Source organism: Rhizobium nepotum 39/7 (assembly GCF_000949865.1).
GTDB lineage: Bacteria > Pseudomonadota > Alphaproteobacteria > Rhizobiales > Rhizobiaceae > Agrobacterium > Agrobacterium nepotum.
On the sequence record NZ_JWJH01000008.1, the window covers coordinates 21416 to 40195 of the forward strand.

Genomic DNA, 18780 nt, shown 5'->3' on the forward strand with positions numbered 1-18780 from the left:
GGATCATTCCTTGGAGATGGGCGAAACGAAGTTGGTGTCGAAGCTCGGTCCGAGCTTCAGGCCCTTCAGCTTGGCGGAATATCCCGCCACTTCCGTCTGCTGGAAGATGATGACGAACGGGCCTTTTTCGAGAACTTCCTTCTGAAGGTTCTGATAGATGGCGGCGCGCTTGGCGCTGTCCTTCTCCAGAAGCGCCGACTGCGTTTCCTTCGTCAGCTCCGGAACGTCCCAGGCGTTGCGCCAGGCAAGCGTCTTGTTCTTGCCTTCTTCGGAATTGTCGTAGTTGATCGTGAAGGTTTCGGCATTCGAGTTCGGATCGAAATAGTCCGAACCCCACTGACCGATATAGATATCATGGGTGCGGGCGCGGTACTTGGTCAGCGTCTGCTTGCCGTCGCCCGGAATGATTTCCAGCTTGATGCCAGCCTGCGCCAGCGTCTGTTGCACGCTTTCGGCAATGCCCGTCACCGGCTGCGTGTTGCGCACGTCCATGGTTACGGTAAAGCCGTCCTTCAGACCGGCCTTCGCCAGCAGTTCCTTGGCCTTGGCGACGTCGAGCTTGTAGGGGTTTTCGTCGAGCGCGCCGAGCTGGCCCTTCGGCAGGAAGGTCTGGTGAACTTCACCGATGCCCTTGATGATCGTTTCGCCGATCGCGTCATAGTCGACGAGATATTTGAAGGCCTCGATGACCTCAGGCTTCTTCAGGTTCTCGTTCTTCTGGTTGAGGCTGAAGTAATAGACGGTGCCCTTCGGCGCAGAGGTGATGGCAAGGCCGTCCTTCTTGGAGACCGCTTCCATGTCGCCGGGTTCAAGGTTGCGCGCCACGTCGATATCGCCATTTTCAAGCGCCAGACGCTGGCCGGAGCTTTCCTTCATATGGCGGTAGACGACCCGCTTCAGCTTCGGCTTTTCGCCGTAATAATTTGGGTTCTCCTCAAGGATGACGGCTTCGTTGGCCTTCCAGCCGAGAATTTTGTAAGGGCCGGAACCGGCATAACCGGTCTTCAGGAACGCATTGCCAAAATCGGTGTCGTATTTGTAATCGGCGCTCGGGGTAACGGGCTTGGCCTTTTCGGTCACCAGCTTCTTGTCGACAACTGCGGCAACGGTCGCGGTCAGGACGTTCAGCACGAAGCTCGGGGCATAGGGCTTGTCGACCGTCAGTACGAAGGTGTTTGCATCCGTAGCCTTCGCCGTTTCGGCAACGTTATCGCCGTTGAGACCGAACTGCGTCAGAAGGAATGCCGGCGACTTGTCGAGCTTGATGGCACGTTCGAAGGAAAAGGCAACGTCATCAGCCGTGATCGGATTGCCGGAAGCGAATTTCAGACCGGATTTCAGCTTGAAAGTGTAAGTGAGCCCGTCTTCGGAGGTCGTCCAGCTCTCGGCCAGATCGCCGATGACCTTGGAGGTGTCGTTGAGATCGATGGAGACCAGCTTGCTGTAGGTGTTGCCGGTGACTTCGGCCGCCGACAGCTCGAATGCCTCACCCGGATCGAGCGTGATGATGTCGTCGATGGCGAAACCTTCGACCAGCGTATCGGCTGGCGTGGCGGCAAAAGCGTGGGGCGCAGACAGCATCATCAGCGACAGAGCGGCGCTGGTGCTAAGGATACGCATGGATTTGTTGAGCGATTTGATCATAGGATCTCCCCTTTTGTTATGAGTTTGATTCAGTTCGCTTTTATTTATCTTCAGGCCGGCTCGTGCCAGGCCTGGGATAAGACGCGCAGCCAGTTTTCCCGGCATATTTTAGCAAGTTCTGCATCACCGTAGCCCGCAGATTTCAGCGCCGCAACCAGATTGTGATTGCCGCTCGCATCGGCAACGCCGACGGGTACGGTTGCGCCGTCGAAATCGGAACCGAGCGCCACGCAGTCGATGCCCATGCGCTCCACCATGTAGTCGATGTGGCGCACCATGTCGGAAAGCGGCGTGTCGGCAATGTCGCGCGCATCCGCCCGCAGCATGGTCACGGCATAGTTGAGGCCGACCAGCCCTCTGCTCTCCTTGATGGCATCCATCTGCCTGTCGGTGAGATTGCGGGCGACGGGGGTCAGCGCATGCGCGTTGGAATGGCTGGCGATCAGCGGCTGGTCCGTGGTCTTCGCCACATCCCAGAAGCCCTTTTCGGTGATATGGGCGAGATCAATGAGAATGCCGAGCCGGTTACATTCCTTCACGAGCTGAAATCCGGCATCGGTAAGGCCGGGCGCGGTATCGGGCGACATGGGATAGGAGAAGGGAACACCGTGGCCGAAAATATTGTGTCGGCTCCAGACCGGGCCGAGCGAGCGCAGGCCGGCGGCATAAAACACCTCCAGCGCGTCGAGATCGGGACCGATCGCCTCACAGCCCTCCATGTGCAGCACGGCCGCGAAAATATCCTCGGCAAAGGCCCTGCGGATCTCGGCCGTCGAGCGGCAGAGCCGCCAGGCGCCGGCGCGATCGAGCCTGAGCGCGATCGCAGCCTTTTCCATGGCGATATCGAGCGAGGGCTGGCGTTCGAGCGGGGAGGCAAGCGGCGTGTCGTAGTGGCCGTTTTCGTCCGGCTCCTGCAGGATCAGATCGCCGGATGGGATGTAGATGGCGCAGATGCCGCCGCCGAGACCGCCGGCCCTTGCGCGGGGGCCATCAATATGGCCTTCGCGCGTGCCGTTCCTGAATTCAGCCACCGGATCAGCTCCGACCTTGCTGTTGCGCCACAACCGAAGCAGCACATCATTATGACCGTCGAAAACTGCATGCATGGGAGAAAATTCCAGTAAGCGGCAAGATAAAAAGGGGCGGGCAGACGCCGGAATAACACCGCGCGAAAGCAAACCGGCGCATTTTTCGCCGACCGCTGTAATCTGTCGGAAACGATCTTAGGACGATCTCTCGCGGCTTCGCAAGACACAAATTAGGCAATGGTGAAATTATCACCACTTGCGTTTCGCCGGGATTTGCGCAACGTCAAGTCCGCCAGCCGCTTTCAGTTTTTTTGAGCAGCGGCGTGGCGAAAACACCCCTCACCCGCTCCGGCCATTCCGGCCCGAAAGCGGCGATTTTTTTCCGCCAGCGATCCGATTGCAGCATGGCCGCACCGATCACCACCGGCCGGATGCCGGATGAGGCGAGAAGCGAAAGACCTGACACGATGGAACTGCCGCTGGAGATCACATCATCCACCAGCGCCACCCGCCTGCCCTCGATGAGTGGCAACATGCGCGGATCGATATAAAGCCGCTTTTCCTGACTGGTGGTGATGGAGGACATCGGCACCGACAGTTCCTCCAGATACCAGAATTTGCGCGAGGTGCCGAGCGGCACGTAACGCGAATGGCCGAGGTGGCGGGCAACAGCGGCGGCAAGCGTCAGCCCAAGCGTCGGCAGGCCGATCACCACATCCGGCTTTAAAGGGGCAAGCTTCCGGGCAAGGTCGGCGGCCAGTGCTTCCAGCACGTCAAAAGAGGCCTGATTGACGATGAGCGAGGCCAGCGCATGCTCGCCATCCGCCAAAGGCCGGATCGGCAGGCAAATCTGTCGTCCGTCATCCAGTTCCGCCGGAAAGAACCCTGAATGCGGACCTGCCGTTTCGAATGTACCGGGCGGCAGAACATCCTGCCAGAACTCATGCGGAGCGGCGGGGGATGAGGCGGCGGGCGACACGGATTGCGGCATCGGTTTTCCTTTCAGGAGCGGGTGGAGAAAAGCAGTCGCATTTTCAGCCACACCAATCCGGTTCTTCGCATTCGGCATTTCAACAACCGTAAACATGCGGCGGGTTCATTTCATTGGCTTTTTCAGCTAGAAGGGAACAAAGCAACAGGCATTCGGACAAGCCCACCTATGACGCGGGTTTTTCCCATATTCAAGGACAAGCTGCCCATGAGACTGCTGGACCGCATCGGCGAAGACCTGCCATTCCTGACGGAGCTTCGCCACGATCTGCATGCGCACCCGGAGCTGGGCTTTGAAGAGGAGAGAACGAGCGCCATCGTCGCCGATCTTCTCGAAAGGGCGGGGCTGAAGGTGCATCGCGGTCTCGGCGGCACCGGCGTCGTCGGCACCCTGCAGGTGGGCAACGGCACGCGCAGCATCGGCCTTCGCGCCGACATGGACGCACTGGCCATGCCTGAACTCGCCGAAAGACCTTATAAGTCGAAGTTTCCCGGCAAGATGCACGCCTGCGGCCATGATGGCCACACCGCCATGCTACTCGGTGCTGTGCGTTATCTCGCACGCACCCGCGATTTTTCCGGCACCGTGCACTTCATCTTCCAGCCCGCCGAGGAAGGTCGAGGTGGCGCAAAGAAGATGGTGGAAGACGGGCTTTTCACGCTGTTTCCCTGCGACGCGGTCTATGGCCTGCACAATATGCCGGGGCTGGGCATCGACGAGATGGCGGTGGTCGAAGGACCGCAGCTCGCCTCTTCCGATAGCTGGCGCGTCACCTTCAAGGGCGTCGGCACCCACGGCGCAAAGCCGCATCTCGGCCGCGACCCGGTAACGGCCGCCGGCACCTTCCTTTCCTCGCTGCAAACCATCGTCGGCCGCGTCGTCGATCCGCTTCAACCCGCCGTGGTCAGCGCCTGCTCGGTGCAGGCAGGCGACCCGAAGGCACTCAACGTCATTCCCGATCTTGTCGAGATCGGCGGCACCGCGCGCGCCTATGCGGCGGATGTTCGCAACCAGCTTGAAGCGGAAATCGGCAGGCTGGCCAAAGGCACGGCGGCGATGTTCGGCATCGAGGCAAGCTACGAATTCATTCGCCGCATACCGCCCGTCATCAACGAAGCGGATGCCACGAAACGGGCGCTTCGAGCCGCAAAAACGGTGTTCGGTAACAAGGCCCGCACCGTCTTCCCGCCCTCGACCGCCGGCGACGACTTCGCCTTCTTCGCGGGCGAAGCCCCTGGCTGCTACGTCTGGCTCGGCAACGGCCCGGCGGTGGATGGCGCGCTGCACCACAACACCTCCTACGACTTCAACGACGCGGCAATCGTCCCCGGTGTGGCCTTCTGGGCAACACTGGTGGAGCAGGAACTGGCGGCGGAGTGAGGCGGTAAGCCGCTTTCCCAATACTGAAAAAGTCGGGCAGCAGCAGTCGTGCTGCCCGGCTTTCTGTCTCAAACGCTCCTGCGGTGGAGCGAATACAGCGCTGCCAGGACAAGGCAGGCCATGATCGACGAATAGGCGACCAAAGGCCATGCCGTATCACCCGGCAGGATGACGACCGCCAGGGTGCCCGCTATTCCCACACACAGACTTTGAATGCAGAAATAGAACGCGACGGCCGTACCCGCCATATGCCCGAACTCCTCCAGCGCGCCGTTGGCGGTGACCGAGACCGTAAAAACGATACCGACCGCCATGACCCACATCGGCACGATAAACGTCAAAAATGATGGGGTCGCCCCGACTTCGCCTGCGGTGAACAGAAAGGCTCCCACCAGCAACAGGGCCATGCCTCTGACGAGGCTGCCTCGCACGCCCCATCTGCCGACGAAAACCATCGCAAAACGGGTGGTGACAATCATGGCGATGGCCACTGTTGCAAAAAGCAGGCTGAACTCCATCTCGGAGAGACCGGCCCTGCCGATCATGACGCGCGGAGCGGTGGAGAAGAATACGAAAAACGTCCCCATGGCAGCACTGAACCCAAGCGTATAGGTCCAGAAGCGGCCACTGCCCAGCATGCGCAAAGGCGACGGGCGCGAAATGGCCGCCGTCACCGGCCGCGTTTCGCTCCAGTTCGCCACGGCGCCAGCCGTTGCGACGAGAGCTGTCACACCCAAGGTCACGAAGATGGCACGCCATCCGAATTCATGGGCGATGACCGCTCCGGCAAGCGGGCCGAGTGCCGGGACGAAGGCGAGAATGGAGCTGAACGTTCCATATATCGTCGTTGCTTCCGGACGATCCGCATAGACGTCGCGAACGGTGGCGAAAGTGGCGACCAATGCCGCCGCCGCTCCGGCCGACTGAAGGAACCGGAAAACGATGAATGCGCTAGCGGTCGTCACAGCTGCGAGGCAGAACGAGGCCACGACAAACAGCAACGCACCGCCGATCAAAACCGGCCGGCGGCCAATGCGGTCGGAGATGGGGCCGAACACGATTTGCCCAACTCCGAGCATCACCATGTAAACAGTGAGCGTGAGTTGAACCACCACCGGCGTCGTGCCGAGAGCTTCGGGCATGATGGGGATGACTGGCAGGTAAATATCCATGGCCAGCGATGCAAGAATATCAAAAGGAGCCATGAGCAGCATTGCTGCCAAGAGCGACCTCCCCCAAACGGGAGTTGGAATAGACATGAGAATTGATCCGCTCAAATGAGGACATTTGGGCGGCGTCTGCCTGATGGAACAGGGATTGCTCGACAGAACGCCGCAACAACGAAAATATCGTCGTTGCGGCTTATTTATCTGATGACTTCGAGGCACCCATGTTCAACATCCATATATAGCGACAGGCAAACAGGGGTTGGATTTAGCAATATATCGGTTTTTTGGCAACGCTTGGCCCTGGTCTATCCGACCACAGCAAGCACCGGGCTTTCCATCACCCTTCCCGTCAGCACGTCGGCGATGCCCATATCCGTCTGGTGCGGGCCGATGTTGCAGGCGAGCGTGGCGCCAAAGCAGGCTTTGAAGACGAGATAGGGTGGCTGCCATTCGACCACTTCGCCGACGGCGGCGCGCAGTTTTTCAAAGCCCCTGGCCACTTCTTCAAGCGGCGCATCGGAAACGAGGCCGGAGAGCGGGAGCGGGAGCAGCGCGGTGACCTTACCCTGCGAGGCGACCGCCATGCCGCCGCCAGCAGCAATCACCGCATTGGCGGCCAGCGCCATGTCTTCCGGGTTTCCGCCAAAGACTGTGAGGTTGTGGCTGTCATGTGAGACGGTGGTGGCAAAGGCCCCTTTCCAGTTTCCCCAACCGGTGAGGAAGCCGGTTTTGGTGACCGGATCGGCCTTGCCGTGGCGGTGGGTGACGGAAATCATCGTCGCCCCTTCAGGCGGAACCACGAAACCGGCCTTCACTTCGGCCTCCGCCTCGCCCCACTGCGTGAAGCGCGGGCGATCGATGGTGGCGAGGCGTACTTTCACCCCTTCGGATGCCACCCGGAAATCATCGGCGTTACGCGGCGAAAGTTTCATCGAACCTTCGAGCGCGGCCGCATCGCAGGCCGGAACATCAACGAGCATACGCCCGCCTTCCGCAACCGCCCTGCCCCCGGCCAGAACATGACGAGCCGAAAAACCGCTCAAATCCTCGAAGATGGCGATATCGGCACGACGACCGGTGGCGATGAGGCCGAGATCGGAACGACCGAGCCGGTGTGCGGCATTGAGGGTGGCGGCGCGCAGCGCCCATTCGGGTTTCAGGCCGTAACCGACAAGCCGGCGCACCACGTCATCCAGCCCGCCGCCCCGCAAAAGGTCATCCGGGAAGACATCGTCCGTGCAGAGCGTCACCGTTTGCGGCAGATGGCCGAGCGCATTGAGCGCCGCCACGAATTCCGGCAGCAGATGATCGTGCGAGCCTCGCAGCTCGATGGTCAGTCCGGCCCTGAGCTTCGTCATCAGGTCTTCGCTAGAGACCAGTTCATGATCGGAAGAGACACCCGCCGCCATGAAGGCGTTGAGATCGGCACCATCAAGTCCGCGCGCATGGCCGCAGACCAACTTTTCCGAGACAAGTCCGGCCTGCACGATGCCGCTCATGCGCGGATCGCGCTCGATGACGCCGCGCATGTTCATGATTTCCGCAACACCGCCAACCTGCGGCCAGGACAGGATATCGGCGAGGATGGCGGCGTCGAAATCCGCGCCGCTGCGCTCCAGTCCCGGTGCTGACGGCACCGAGGAAGGCGCAAGCAGAATGGCGCGCAGGGGCAGATTTTCGACAGATTTCGCCGCCCAGCGAACACCATCGACGCCGTGCACATTGCCGAATTCATGCGGGTCCCAGACGATGGTGGTGACGCCTCGGGCAACCACCGCCGCCGCATAGGCCGCCGGCGTAACCATCGAGCTTTCGATGTGCATATGCGTGTCGATCAGGCCAGGGGAGACAAAGGCGTTGGCGGCATCGATTGTGCGCACAGCGTCGCTGCGGCTTGCCGGTTCGTGCACGCTGGCGATCAGCGGGCCGACGATGCCGATATCGGCGGCGCGAAGCTCTCCTGTCACCACATCCACCAGCGTTCCACCGGTAATCAGAACATCGAAAGGCGCATCGCCGCGCGCAGCGGCAACGGTGCGGGTACGCAGCGTATCGTCGGTGAGATCGGCTGGCTCGCGCATCGGGAATTGCGCATTCATCGGGAAGCCTCCCGGCGCAGCACATCGAGGATCACCGTCTTTGCGCCTTCGGCATCCACCGTTTCGGCAAAATGCCCGTTAAAGGCTGTAACCTTCTCAGCGCGCGTCTCCACCACGGTTCGCCCGCGCGTCAGCGAGGCGTGAAGTTCGACATCGATCCGCGCTTGCCGCCAGCCGAGGAGCTCGGAGGTAAAGCCGATAGCGGCGACGGGATCATAAAGCGCCATGGCGGGTCTGCCGCGCCTTGTGGCTATGCCGATGAAGCCTTCCAGCAGATCGGCAATCAAGTCGGCATTTTTGCCGCCTGCATCGCGGATCGGCAGCACGTCGGCAGGCGCGGCGGTGACCGCGCGGCAGGCATCCAGATCGACCATGCGCAGCGGCGGGCCGTGGGAAAGCACGATGGCCAGCGCTTCCGGATCGGCAAAGGCGTTGAATTCGGCGGATGCCGTGTGGTTGCCGCTGGTCACGCCGCCACCCATCCAGGTGAGGTCGGAAATTCTGGCGGCAAGATCGGGCCGGGCAAGGCAAAGTGCGGCGATATTGGTAAGCGGGCCGAGCGCGAGGATGCGCTTCTCGCCTGTTCCATCCGCCAGCCAATTACAGAGGGCCACGAAGGCATCGCTCTTTTGCAAGGGTGCCGCATCCGGCAGGTTGCGGCCAACGGTCGGAATACCGCTATCGCCGAGGATAGACTGAGCGGTTTCGAGCGCGCCGAGAACCGGCATGTCACGACCCTGATGGATCGGCATCGACCAGCCGAAGGCAGCGACTGCCCCGGCGGCGTTGCGGCAGACAGCATCCAGCGTCGCATTGCCGAAGACCAGCGAAATGCCGTCAATGACGAGGCCGGACGACTGCACCACCATGATGGCGGCGATATCGTCAAAGCCCATATCGGTATCGATCCATACACCCATGATCAGCCAAACACCTTCAGGCTTGCCGCCTTTGCGACCGGCAGGTCGAAGGCGAGCGTATCACCGATCGTATGGGCGGTCAGCGCAGCATCGGTTTCCGCCTTGATGGCGCCAAGCGGCGTATCGAGCAGATATTCGCGGGTGTTGCCGGCAAAGGATGTGCCGCGCACGGTTCCCTGGAAAGGACCTGAACCAAGGGTCACCATGCGCGGCCGCCAGGCCAGTCCAGATGCTGAAGGGACTGGTCCGGTAAGCGGTGTTGTACCGTTTGCGGTTTTCAACGCGCCGCCTTCCAGCGCGAAGATGTTTTCAAAGCCGACGAAATCCGCCACGAAGGCGGAAACCGGCGCATTGTAGATGTCTTCCGGCGTGCCGATCTGCTCGATCTTGCCGCCCTTCATGACGACAATGCGGTCAGCCAGCGCCAAGGCCTCGATCTGGTCATGGGTGACGAAGATCATCGTCACGCCGGTTTCCTTCTGCACACGCTGCAATTCGGTGCGCATTTCAAGCCTGAGCCGCGCGTCGAGATTGGACAACGGCTCATCCAGTAGCAGCACCTTCGGCTCCATGACCATGGAGCGCGCCAGCGCCACACGCTGCTGCTGCCCGCCGGAAAGCTCTGCCGGCCTGCGCGAAGCGAAGCTCGACAACCCGACCGATTTCAGGCCGGAGGCCACCTTGTCGTCCAGCGCCTTGCCGCTCATGCCCTTGAGTTTCAGGCCGAAGGCGACGTTTTCGTAGACCGTCAGATGCGGGAAAAGCGCATAGGACTGGAACACAAGCCCGACAGCGCGTTTGTTGGCCGCGACACGGGTGATATCGGCGCCATCGAGATCGATGCGACCGCCCGCCACCGGCATCAGCCCGGCAATCGCGCGCATCGTGGTGGTCTTGCCGCAGCCGGAAGGACCCAGCAGGGCGAGAAGTTCGCCCTTACGGATGTCAAGGTCGAGATCCCTGACGGCGATGCTGCTGCCATAGGCGAGCGAGACTTTTTGGAGCGAAAGGTAATTTGCGTCAGACATAACGGGAGAACCCCAGAAAACGTTCGGCCATAAAGACGATGCCGATGGAAAGGAAGGCGAGCAGCGAGGAAAGTGCGGCAACAGACGGATCGAAGACGATTTCCATGTAGCCCAGCATGTCGATTGGCAGCGTACGCACGCCCGGACCCGACAGGAACAGCGACACCGGCACCTGATTGAAACTCGTCACGAAACCGAGAATGAAGGCCGACAGGATGCCGCCGCGAATATTGGGCAGCACCACACGGAAAAATGCGCCAAGGCGTGACGAGCCGAGCAGCACCGCCGCCTCCTCGATATCCGAGCGCAGATTGTTGAGGCTAGCCGAAACCACCCGCACCGCATAGGGCAGGATGAGCGCGGTGTGGGCGAGAAACAGGGCAAGCGTAATGCCGATGCCGAAGGGCACGACGAAATAACGCAACAGTGCCAGACCGACAATGATACCAGGTACGATGATCGGCGCGGAAACGATGGTGCGCACCGTCTCGGCAAACGGCAGCTTGTAGCGCGACATGGCGTAGGCGGCCGGAATGCCAAGGATGAGCGCCGTGAACGTGCCGCCGATGGCAAGGAACATCGACATCGCAAAGCTTTCGCGGAAACTTTCCACGGTGAAGACCTTCGCGATCCATTTCAGCGAAAAGCCCTGTGGCGGAAAGGCAAGCGTATCGCCGGCCGAAAAGGAAGCCGCGACGATGATGAGGAACGGCCCGATGAGGAAACCGACGACAAGAAGGAGCGTGAGCGGAATGAAGAGCTGCCGGGTCATTTCTTGTTCCTTGCGGTGGCGATGCGCTTCAGCAGGATATTGGCGGCAAAGCTCATGACGATCAGGATGAAGGCGATGACGCTGGCGGCGACAAAATTGTTGGAGACCGTCACCTGCTGGTAAAGCAGGGTTTCCAGCATCAGCACCTTGGATCCGCCAAGAATGGCGGGCGTGATATAGGCCGTGAGCGATCCGGTGAAGACCAGCGTACCGCCGACGACCAGCCCTTCTTTTGTGAGCGGCAGGATGACTTTCCAGAACACCTGAAACCAGTTTGCGCCGAGAACACGGGCAGCCGCGATCGTATCCTTCGGCATGTTCTCCAGCGCGCTGATGAGCGAGATGATCATCAGCGGCAGGAACAATTGCAGAAGGCCGATAAAAACAGCCGTTTCGGAAAACAGGATGCGGATCGGTGCGTCGCTCAGGCCGACTGCCTGAAGCGCCTGATTGACGATGCCGGTTCTGCCCAGAATGACGATCCAGGCATAGGTGCGGGCAACCGGTGAGATCATCAGCGGCAGCACGACCAGATTGACGACATGGCCTTTCCACCCCGACGGAAGGTTAACGATAGCGAAGGCCGCCGCATAACCCACCACCGCAGATACGATGGTGACAAGCGCGCCGAGCTTCAGGGTGCGCAGGAAAACCGCCCGGTTCAGCGGATCGGAAAAGAAATCGGCGTAAGCGGACAATGTCCAGCCGTCAGTGGTGTGAAAGCCCTCCGACAGAAGCATGAAGACCGGCACAAGAAAGACCGCCGCCGCAAAAATCGCGGCGGGCAAGGCAAGCGCCAGCGCTTCGGCCCGGTTCTGAAACATATGGCATTCTCCGGTCTTGAAATTCCGCCGACTACATTTGACGGAGGACTTGTTCATTTGGCGTCAGTGGGTGCCTGCCCCCCTCTGCCCTGCCGGGCATCTCCCCCACAGGTGGGGAGATCGGCTGGGTGCGCTGACACCGTTTCATCGCGACGTTCAAAGCAAGATGAGGCGCGGCCCCGGATCGATCTCCCCCCTTGTGGGGGAGATGTCCGACAGGACAGAGGGGGGTGACGTGCGTCAGCACGTACATACCGCCCAGCTCATGCCCCTATTGCCCGACCTTCGCGTTCCACTCCGACAGCCACTTGTCGCGGTTATCAAGCGTCACGTCGGAAGGAATGAGCTGCAGGCTTTTTGCGGTTTCGTCGCCATAGGTGATGTTGTTCGCCACCTCGTCGGAAACCTTGACCTCTTTGTTGGTCGGGCTGTCCACCAGCTTTTCGGCCAGCGCCTTCTGAACGTCGGTCGAAAGCCAGAAATCCATGAATTGCAGCGCAAGCTCCTCGTTCTTCGTGCCCTTCGGCACCACGAGCACGTTCATGCCGCCGGTCTGGCCTTCCTTGGGTGTCGCCCAGGCAAGTGGCAGGTCGAGCTTGGTGAAGGGCGCCCACGAGAAGCGACCAATCGGGGCGGCCCAGATTTCTTCCTGCTGCATCAACTGCACAAGCTGCGAGGACTTGACGTAGAAAGTGACGATATCGTCCTTCTTTTCACCCACAGCCTCGATGGCCCCGGCAAGATCCGGCGTGTCCTTGCCGATGGCCTTGCCGAGCATGTAGAGCGCGGGCGGTCCCTGATTGGTGGTGACATTCGGGAAGGCGACGTGATCGACGACGCCTTCCTTCAGCAGATCGGCCCAGCTATCGATCTTCATCTTGTCGGTGCGATAGACGATGGAGGTGGCGTAGAAGTTGACGCCGACGCTCATGCCGTCGCCGTTCGGATCCTTGGCGATGTCATAGAGCTTGTCGATATTCGCAACCTTGGCGGCGTCGATCTTCTGGATCAGGTCCTTGCGGGTGGCGGAAAGCGCATCCGCCATGGAGACGATGGCGAGATCGACCACCGGATTGACCTTGTTGGCCTCCATTTTGGCCAGACGCTCGACGCTGTTGCCGGTCTCGACAACCAGCTTGCAGCCACATTGCTTCTCGAACGGCGTATAGACCAGTTCCTTGAATTCGTCCTGCGCGAAGGCGTAGACCGAGATCGTCAGCGTCTTGTCCTGCGCCTGTGCGGCACCCATCGTCAGCATCAGGGCGGCGCCCGATGCAAGAATGATTTTTTTCATGGTGTGAGTTCTCCTGCTGTCGTTTTTTTGGCTTCAATCGCATCATGCTTTTTTTTGCCGGTGGAGCCGCGCATGACCAGCGCCATCGGTACTTTCGAGATTTCTGCTGTTACCTCGGCCGCTAAGCCGTTTTCGAAACCGGAATCAGCATCGATCGCGCGCAACAGCGCGTCCACGGCCAGATCGGCGATGCGGCCCATATCCATGCGCATAGTCGTCAGTGGCGGCGTCACAACGGCCGAAAAAATCAGATCGTCAAAGCCGGTGACACTCGCCTCTTCCGGCACCTCTATGCCCTCGCGCTGCAACTCGGTGAGCGCGCGCAGCGCATGCAGGTCGGACACGGCGGCGAAAGCAGTAAAACCCTCAGCGACCCCGTCGGCAAGGCCAAGCCGGCAACCCGCGCCATCAGCCTTTTCGATGGCGTCCACCCACAGCGTCTCCGTGACGCAGGCCTTGCCGAGACCGTCGCGAATGCCGCCGAGGCGGTCGTTCTGCACGTTGGAATCCCGGTTCTTGCCGAGCAGCACCACCTTGTTATGACCAAGAGCTGCGAGATATTCGCCGACCTGCCGCCCGCCGTCCCAATGGTCAGCGGCCACGGTGTTTCCTGGTGTCGAGGGGCTATCGATCACCGCCACCGGGCAATCGACATCGCCAATGCGCGTGCCGCGGCGGGGAACGATGACCATACCATCCACCCCACGCTCTATCAGCCGGTTGATGGCATCTGTCTGCATGGCGATCTCGCCGCGCGAGTCGGCGATCAGAACACCGTAACCGGCATTGACGGCCGCCTTTTCGATGGCCTGCGCGATCTGTGGAAAGAGCGGATTGGCAATGTCAGGCAGAACCAGCCCCAGAACACCGCTTTTGCCGGTGCGCAGCGCCCTGCCCGCCGAACTCGGCACATAACCGAGTTCGCTCGCGGTTTTGCGGATGCGCTCCACCAGTTCCGGCGAAACGCGGCCCTTGCCCGACAACGCATTGGACACGGTTGCTACCGACACGCCGAGTGCCGCTGCTATCGCGCTCAGATTGGTGGCAGGCCGTGAAGACGCCATGTTGGTCCGAAAGGGCTGATTAAACGTTTAATCACGATAGTCGAGCGAAACTCTCCTGTCGAGTCCGGGTAAAGGGAAAACAGGGCGAAAACCGAGGCACAAGGTCTAAATGCCCGAAAAAAGTGCGATTATTTTTTTAGAGCTGCGGATTACCCGACGCACGATAGGCCTCCACCTGCCGCACCAGCCAGTCGCGAAACAGCACGACGGGAACATGATTGGCGCGCGAAAGTGGTGCGACGGCGTAATAGGAGCTTGGGCTTCGGGCCTGATGATCGAAGGGCTTGACCAGTTGCCGCGATTTCAGTTCGTTGTCGATCAGGAAAAGCGGCATCAGCGCCACGCCAAGCCCGGCGATGCAGGCCTGCGCCACGCTGGAAAACTGCTCGAACCGCATGCCCTGCGGCAAAGCGAGCGACAGGCCGAGGCTCTCGAACCAGTGGCCCCATGCACCCGGCCGCGAGGCCATGTGCAGAAGCGGCAGGGCGGCGATATCCTCTCCCTTTTCGACCGGATGCGCTTTCAGGAATTCGGGACTGCAAACCGGCGCAACCATTTCATGCATCAGAAAGGTGCTTTCCGCCCCCGGCCAGTCCGCCTGGCCGATATGGATCGCCATATCGAGTTGCTCGCGCTCAAAATCGAATTGCCCGATGCGGGTGGCGAAGTTGATGGTGATTTCCGGGTGGCTGGAGACGAAATCGGGAATGCGCGGCAAAAGCCAGCGGGTGCCGAATGTGGGCAGCATGGCAAGGTTGAGCGTGTTGCCATGCGTTTTGGTCATGATCTGCAATGAGGCGGAACGTATTTCCCCAAGGGCTGAGGCAATCGATTTTGCGTAAGCACGCCCCTCGGTCGTCAACGCCACGCCGCGGGCGCCACGTTCGAACAGGCGCACGCCAAGCTGTTCTTCCAATGACATAACCTGCCGGCTGATCGCCCCTTGCGTCAATGCCAGTTCTTCGGCAGCGGCAGAGAAGCTGCCAAGCCGTGCAACGGAATCGAAAGCGGCGAGCGCACTGGTGGAAGGCAGGAGTTTGCGGCTGAGAGACGTCATGAGCCATTACTATATGTAATGCAAAAATGAGTAAACATGGCTTGTGCTATCAGGGTTGAGTACGAATAATCCGGCCAGCAAATCCGGAGGCATAACGTGAGCGAACGCGCAGCATTCAATTGGCAGGACCCTTTTCTGCTGGAAGACCAACTGACCGAAGACGAGCGGATGATCCGCGACGCCGCCGCCGCCTTCGGCAAATCGGAACTTTTGCCGCGCGTCTCCGAAGCCTATCTCTCCGAAACCACCGAACCGGAGCTGTTTCGCCTGATGGGCCGAACCGGCCTTCTCGGCATTACGCTGCCGGAAGAATATGGCGCGGCCAATGCCAGCTACGTGGCCTATGGTCTCGTCGCCCGCGAGGTGGAGCGGATCGACAGCGGTTACCGCTCGATGATGAGCGTACAGTCCTCGCTCGTCATCCATCCGATCTTCGCCTATGGCTCGGACGAGCAGAAGAAAAAATATCTGCCCGGCCTCGTCTCCGGCGAATTGATCGGCTGTTTCGGCCTGACGGAGCCGGATGCCGGCTCCGATCCGGGTGGCATGAAGACCCGCGCTGAAAAGATCGCGGGCGGTTATCGCCTGCGCGGTTCGAAGATGTGGATTTCCAACGCGCCGATCGCCGACGTCTTCGTCGTCTGGGCAAAATCGGAAGCCCATGACAACCAGATCCGGGGTTTCGTGCTGGAAAAGGGCATGAAGGGTCTCTCCGCCCCCAAGATCGGCGGCAAGCTTTCGCTGCGCGCCTCCATAACAGGCGAAATCGTCATGGACGGTGTGGAAGTCGGCGAAGACGCGCTGCTGCCCAATGTTTCCGGCCTGAAAGGCCCGTTCGGCTGCCTCAACCGCGCCCGCTACGGCATTTCCTGGGGCGTGATGGGCGCTGCCGAAGATTGCTGGTTCCGCGCCCTGCAATATGGCCTCGACCGCAAGCAGTTCGGCAAGCCGCTGGCCGGCATGCAGCTTTACCAGAAAAAGCTCGCCGACATGCAGACCGAAATCGCCCTTGGCCTTCAAGCCTCCCTGCGGGTCGGCCGGCTGATGGACGAGCACAGGATGGCGCCGGAAATGATCTCCATCATCAAGCGCAACAATTGCGGCAAGGCGCTGGATATCGCCCGCCAGGCCCGCGACATGCACGGCGGCAACGGCATCCAGATCGAATATCACGTCATGCGCCACGCCCAGAACCTCGAAACGGTCAATACCTATGAGGGCACGCATGACGTCCACGCGCTGATCCTCGGCCGAGCGCAGACGGGCATCCAGGCGTTTTTCTGAAGCCGGCTGGATCTTCGGGACAGACCCGAAGATGGCAATGAGTGTGAGGCAAGTTTGCCAGAAGTCCGAGACCTCCGAATATCGTTTCGGAGGTCTCTTTGCTTTTCAACTCAGGCTACCGTTGGGAATGTACCCCTGACACCGACGCCCGGACCGCCGGTCAGCCTCACCGCATGCGGTCCGCCGAAAAATGAAAATTAGAGCCTTCTTCCCGTCATCCGAGTGCAACACAGAAACGGTACGCAGCTTGTTGGAATGATTCCAGACACGCAACGGTGGAGATACAATATGACCGACATCGATACGAGCAAGCTTTCTTGGGACGAGTGGGACGAGTTGCAAAACCCGCCGCCGGCCGAAACCGATTTCGACCGTGTGGTCGAAGCCGCCATTTCCCGACGCGGCTTTCTCGGCGGCGTGCTTGCCTTCGGCTCGGCCGCAGCAGCCCTGGGCACGCTCGGCAACCTGATGACCAGCACTTCGGCTGAGGCGCAGGAAGCCGCCGCCGGCCGCTTCCCCTTCAAGCCTGTTGCTGCTGCGACCGACCACACCATCCATGTGCCGGAAGGCTACAGCTGGAAGCCGGTGGCCAAATGGGGTCAGCCGCTTTTCTCCAAGGTTCCCGATCTCGACCCCGCCAAGGGTGTCAGCGTTGAAAACTCCGACAAGGTCTTCGGCGAAAACACCGATGGCATGGAACTGTTCATGGTCGGCAGCCACCAGCTGATCGCCGTCAACCACGAATATGTGAACCCGGAAATCAACCTGCCGCATGCCGAAAAGGGCAATCCGAAGACGGCCGAAGACGTGAAGATCCTGCAGAACATGCAGGGCGTCACCGTCATGGAAGTCGCGGAAGGGACCCAAGGCTGGGAAATCGTTCTCGACAGCCCGTTCAACCGCCGCATCCATCACAACACGCCGATGAAGCTTTCCGGCCCGGCCGCAGGCTCCGATCTCGTCAAGACCGCCGCCGATCCGAAGGGTATCGACTGTCTCGGGACGTTCAACAATTGCGGAGCCGGCCGCACGCCGTGGGGCACCTACCTCACCTGCGAAGAAAACTTCAACGGCTATTTCGGCACCACCGACGCCGCCTTCAAGCTGCCGGATGACTACAAGCGCTACGGCATCGTCGCCGAGACCCGTTACGCCTATGAGAAGTTCGACGAACGCTTCGACGTCGCCAAGAACCCGAACGAGCCGCGCCGTGCAGGTTACGTCGTCGAGATCGACCCTTCGGACGCCTCCTCCACCCCGATCAAGCGCACCGCACTTGGCCGCATCAAGCACGAAAACGCCGCTGTGGTGGTGGCCCGTGACGGCCGCGTGGTCGTTTACATGGGCGACGACGAGCGTGGCGAATTCCTCTACAAATTCGTCTCCAACGGCATCTATGTTCCAGGTGGCGACACCTCGAAGCTGCTCGACGAAGGCACGCTCCACGTTGCGAAATTCTCGGACGACGGCGCTGGCGAATGGCTGGCTCTGACGCCTGAAACCACGGGCATGAAGATCGACGAGATCTACGTCTTCACCCGTCAGGCCGCTTCCAAGGTGGGTGCAACGACTATGGACCGCCCGGAATGGGTCGCCATCAACCCGGTCGCGATCGAAGCCTATTGTGCGCTCACCAACAATAGCCGTCGCGGCGAAGTCAAGGACGGCAAGCTGCGCGCCAATGCCGGCGGTGACGCCATGGCCGTCAATGCCGCCAACCCGCGCGAGAAGAACGAATACGGCCAGATCGTGCGCTGGTATCCGGAAAACGACGACCATGCGGACGGCAAATTCAAGTGGGATCTGTTCTGCATGGCCGGCAACCCTTCCGTTCACAAGGATGCCTATGCCGGCTCTTCGAACATCAACGAAGGCAACATGTTCAACTCGCCCGATGGCATGATGTTCGACAGTACCGGTCTCCTCTGGATCCAGACCGACGGCGAGGACAGCAATGAAGGCAACTTCGCCGGCCAGGGCAACAACCAGATGCTGGCAGGTGATCCGGCCACCGGCCGTATCGAGCGCTTCCTGACCGCGCCGAAGGGTTCCGAAGTTACCGGCCAGACATGGTCCGGCGACAAGCGCACCCACTTCGTCGGCATCCAGCACCCCGACGCCCCCTTCCCGGACGGCGAAGGCAAGCTGCCGCGCTCGGCGCTCATCGCCATCAAGCGTGACGACAACGCGCGGATCGGCTGACGCATCGGCACAAACGGAACCGGG

General features: G+C 60.6%; 15 protein-coding genes. 3 read left to right on the top strand and 12 right to left on the bottom strand.

Translation table 11 applies throughout. The annotated features are described in order from the left end of the window. Nucleotides 1-3: 3 nt before the first annotated feature. From RS75_RS10055 to RS75_RS10065, 3 genes are all read right to left on the bottom strand, one after another. Nucleotides 4-1644 carry an ABC transporter substrate-binding protein gene (locus RS75_RS10055; RefSeq protein ID WP_045019930.1) on the bottom strand — a complete coding sequence of 547 codons (1641 nt, stop codon included), beginning with the start codon at nucleotides 1642-1644 and terminating at the stop codon, nucleotides 4-6. A 50-nt stretch (nucleotides 1645-1694) separates the two neighbouring features. After that, nucleotides 1695-2750 carry a dipeptidase gene (locus tag RS75_RS10060; protein WP_045019931.1) on the bottom strand — a complete coding sequence of 352 codons (1056 nt, stop codon included), beginning with the start codon at nucleotides 2748-2750 and terminating at the stop codon, nucleotides 1695-1697. Nucleotides 2751-2955: 205 nt separating this feature from the next. Further along, complete coding sequence (locus tag RS75_RS10065) at nucleotides 2956-3663, bottom strand: phosphoribosyltransferase (RefSeq protein ID WP_045020201.1); 708 nt, start codon at nucleotides 3661-3663, stop codon at nucleotides 2956-2958. Nucleotides 3664-3870: 207 nt separating this feature from the next. On the opposite strand from RS75_RS10065, the gene RS75_RS10070 reads away from it, so the two are divergent. Next, nucleotides 3871-5043 (top strand): M20 aminoacylase family protein, encoded by a 1173-nt coding sequence (locus RS75_RS10070; RefSeq protein WP_045020204.1) that lies wholly within the window; start codon nucleotides 3871-3873, stop codon nucleotides 5041-5043. 68 nt (nucleotides 5044-5111) lie between these two features. On the opposite strand, the gene cml is transcribed toward RS75_RS10070, so the two are convergent. The 9 genes from cml to RS75_RS10115 form a co-directional block, all read right to left on the bottom strand. After that, complete coding sequence (gene cml / locus RS75_RS10075) at nucleotides 5112-6302, bottom strand: CmlA/FloR family chloramphenicol efflux MFS transporter (RefSeq protein WP_045019933.1); 1191 nt, start codon at nucleotides 6300-6302, stop codon at nucleotides 5112-5114. 215 nt (nucleotides 6303-6517) lie between these two features. Further along, complete coding sequence (locus RS75_RS10080; protein WP_045019935.1) at nucleotides 6518-8311, bottom strand: adenine deaminase; 1794 nt, start codon at nucleotides 8309-8311, stop codon at nucleotides 6518-6520. Further along, a complete protein-coding gene (locus tag RS75_RS10085) occupies nucleotides 8308-9231 on the bottom strand; it encodes a nucleoside hydrolase (RefSeq protein WP_045019937.1) in 924 nt (307 codons plus the stop codon). Before RS75_RS10085 ends, RS75_RS10080 begins: the two co-directional genes overlap by 4 nt. A 2-nt stretch (nucleotides 9232-9233) precedes the next feature. Next, nucleotides 9234-10259: an ABC transporter ATP-binding protein gene (locus tag RS75_RS10090; protein WP_045019938.1), complete on the bottom strand. Its 1026-nt coding sequence runs from the start codon at nucleotides 10257-10259 to the stop codon at nucleotides 9234-9236. Then, nucleotides 10252-11031, bottom strand: a complete 780-nt coding sequence (locus tag RS75_RS10095; protein ID WP_045019321.1) for an ABC transporter permease — start codon at nucleotides 11029-11031, stop codon at nucleotides 10252-10254. The genes RS75_RS10090 and RS75_RS10095 overlap by 8 nt, the downstream gene beginning before the upstream one ends. Continuing rightward, nucleotides 11028-11855, bottom strand: coding sequence for an ABC transporter permease (locus RS75_RS10100; RefSeq protein WP_045019940.1), 828 nt, complete (start codon nucleotides 11853-11855; stop codon nucleotides 11028-11030). The genes RS75_RS10095 and RS75_RS10100 overlap by 4 nt, the downstream gene beginning before the upstream one ends. Nucleotides 11856-12126: 271 nt before the next feature. Then, nucleotides 12127-13149 carry an ABC transporter substrate-binding protein gene (locus RS75_RS10105; protein WP_045019942.1) on the bottom strand — a complete coding sequence of 341 codons (1023 nt, stop codon included), beginning with the start codon at nucleotides 13147-13149 and terminating at the stop codon, nucleotides 12127-12129. Next, the gene (locus RS75_RS10110) at nucleotides 13146-14213 is read right to left on the bottom strand and encodes a LacI family DNA-binding transcriptional regulator (protein WP_045019943.1); all 1068 of its coding nucleotides are present in this window, start codon (nucleotides 14211-14213) and stop codon (nucleotides 13146-13148) included. Before RS75_RS10110 ends, RS75_RS10105 begins: the two co-directional genes overlap by 4 nt. A gap of 136 nt (nucleotides 14214-14349) precedes the next feature. Beyond that, nucleotides 14350-15270, bottom strand: coding sequence for a LysR family transcriptional regulator (locus RS75_RS10115; protein WP_045019945.1), 921 nt, complete (start codon nucleotides 15268-15270; stop codon nucleotides 14350-14352). Between the two features lie 96 nt (nucleotides 15271-15366). Here RS75_RS10115 and RS75_RS10120 point away from each other — a divergent pair, with 96 nt between their 5' ends. Both RS75_RS10120 and RS75_RS10125 read left to right on the top strand, forming a co-directional pair. After that, the gene (locus tag RS75_RS10120; RefSeq protein WP_045019947.1) at nucleotides 15367-16554 is read left to right on the top strand and encodes an acyl-CoA dehydrogenase; all 1188 of its coding nucleotides are present in this window, start codon (nucleotides 15367-15369) and stop codon (nucleotides 16552-16554) included. 288 nt (nucleotides 16555-16842) lie between these two features. Beyond that, nucleotides 16843-18756 carry a PhoX family protein gene (locus RS75_RS10125; protein WP_045019950.1) on the top strand — a complete coding sequence of 638 codons (1914 nt, stop codon included), beginning with the start codon at nucleotides 16843-16845 and terminating at the stop codon, nucleotides 18754-18756. Nucleotides 18757-18780 lie beyond the last annotated feature (24 nt).

What these genes read in the sequence shown, in the direction of transcription:
- RS75_RS10055 (WP_045019930.1), bottom strand. Translation starts at nt 1,644, where the DNA reads ATGATCAAATCGCTCAACAAATCCATGCGTATCCTTAGCACCAGCGCC.
- RS75_RS10060 (WP_045019931.1), bottom strand. Translation starts at nt 2,750, where the DNA reads ATGCATGCAGTTTTCGACGGTCATAATGATGTGCTGCTTCGGTTGTGG.
- RS75_RS10065 (WP_045020201.1), bottom strand. Translation starts at nt 3,663, where the DNA reads ATGCCGCAATCCGTGTCGCCCGCCGCCTCATCCCCCGCCGCTCCGCAT.
- RS75_RS10070 (WP_045020204.1), top strand. Translation starts at nt 3,871, where the DNA reads ATGAGACTGCTGGACCGCATCGGCGAAGACCTGCCATTCCTGACGGAG.
- cml (WP_045019933.1), bottom strand. Translation starts at nt 6,302, where the DNA reads ATGTCTATTCCAACTCCCGTTTGGGGGAGGTCGCTCTTGGCAGCAATG.
- RS75_RS10080 (WP_045019935.1), bottom strand. Translation starts at nt 8,311, where the DNA reads ATGAATGCGCAATTCCCGATGCGCGAGCCAGCCGATCTCACCGACGAT.
- RS75_RS10085 (WP_045019937.1), bottom strand. Translation starts at nt 9,231, where the DNA reads ATGGGTGTATGGATCGATACCGATATGGGCTTTGACGATATCGCCGCC.
- RS75_RS10090 (WP_045019938.1), bottom strand. Translation starts at nt 10,259, where the DNA reads ATGTCTGACGCAAATTACCTTTCGCTCCAAAAAGTCTCGCTCGCCTAT.
- RS75_RS10095 (WP_045019321.1), bottom strand. Translation starts at nt 11,031, where the DNA reads ATGACCCGGCAGCTCTTCATTCCGCTCACGCTCCTTCTTGTCGTCGGT.
- RS75_RS10100 (WP_045019940.1), bottom strand. Translation starts at nt 11,855, where the DNA reads ATGTTTCAGAACCGGGCCGAAGCGCTGGCGCTTGCCTTGCCCGCCGCG.
- RS75_RS10105 (WP_045019942.1), bottom strand. Translation starts at nt 13,149, where the DNA reads ATGAAAAAAATCATTCTTGCATCGGGCGCCGCCCTGATGCTGACGATG.
- RS75_RS10110 (WP_045019943.1), bottom strand. Translation starts at nt 14,213, where the DNA reads ATGGCGTCTTCACGGCCTGCCACCAATCTGAGCGCGATAGCAGCGGCA.
- RS75_RS10115 (WP_045019945.1), bottom strand. Translation starts at nt 15,270, where the DNA reads ATGACGTCTCTCAGCCGCAAACTCCTGCCTTCCACCAGTGCGCTCGCC.
- RS75_RS10125 (WP_045019950.1), top strand. Translation starts at nt 16,843, where the DNA reads ATGACCGACATCGATACGAGCAAGCTTTCTTGGGACGAGTGGGACGAG.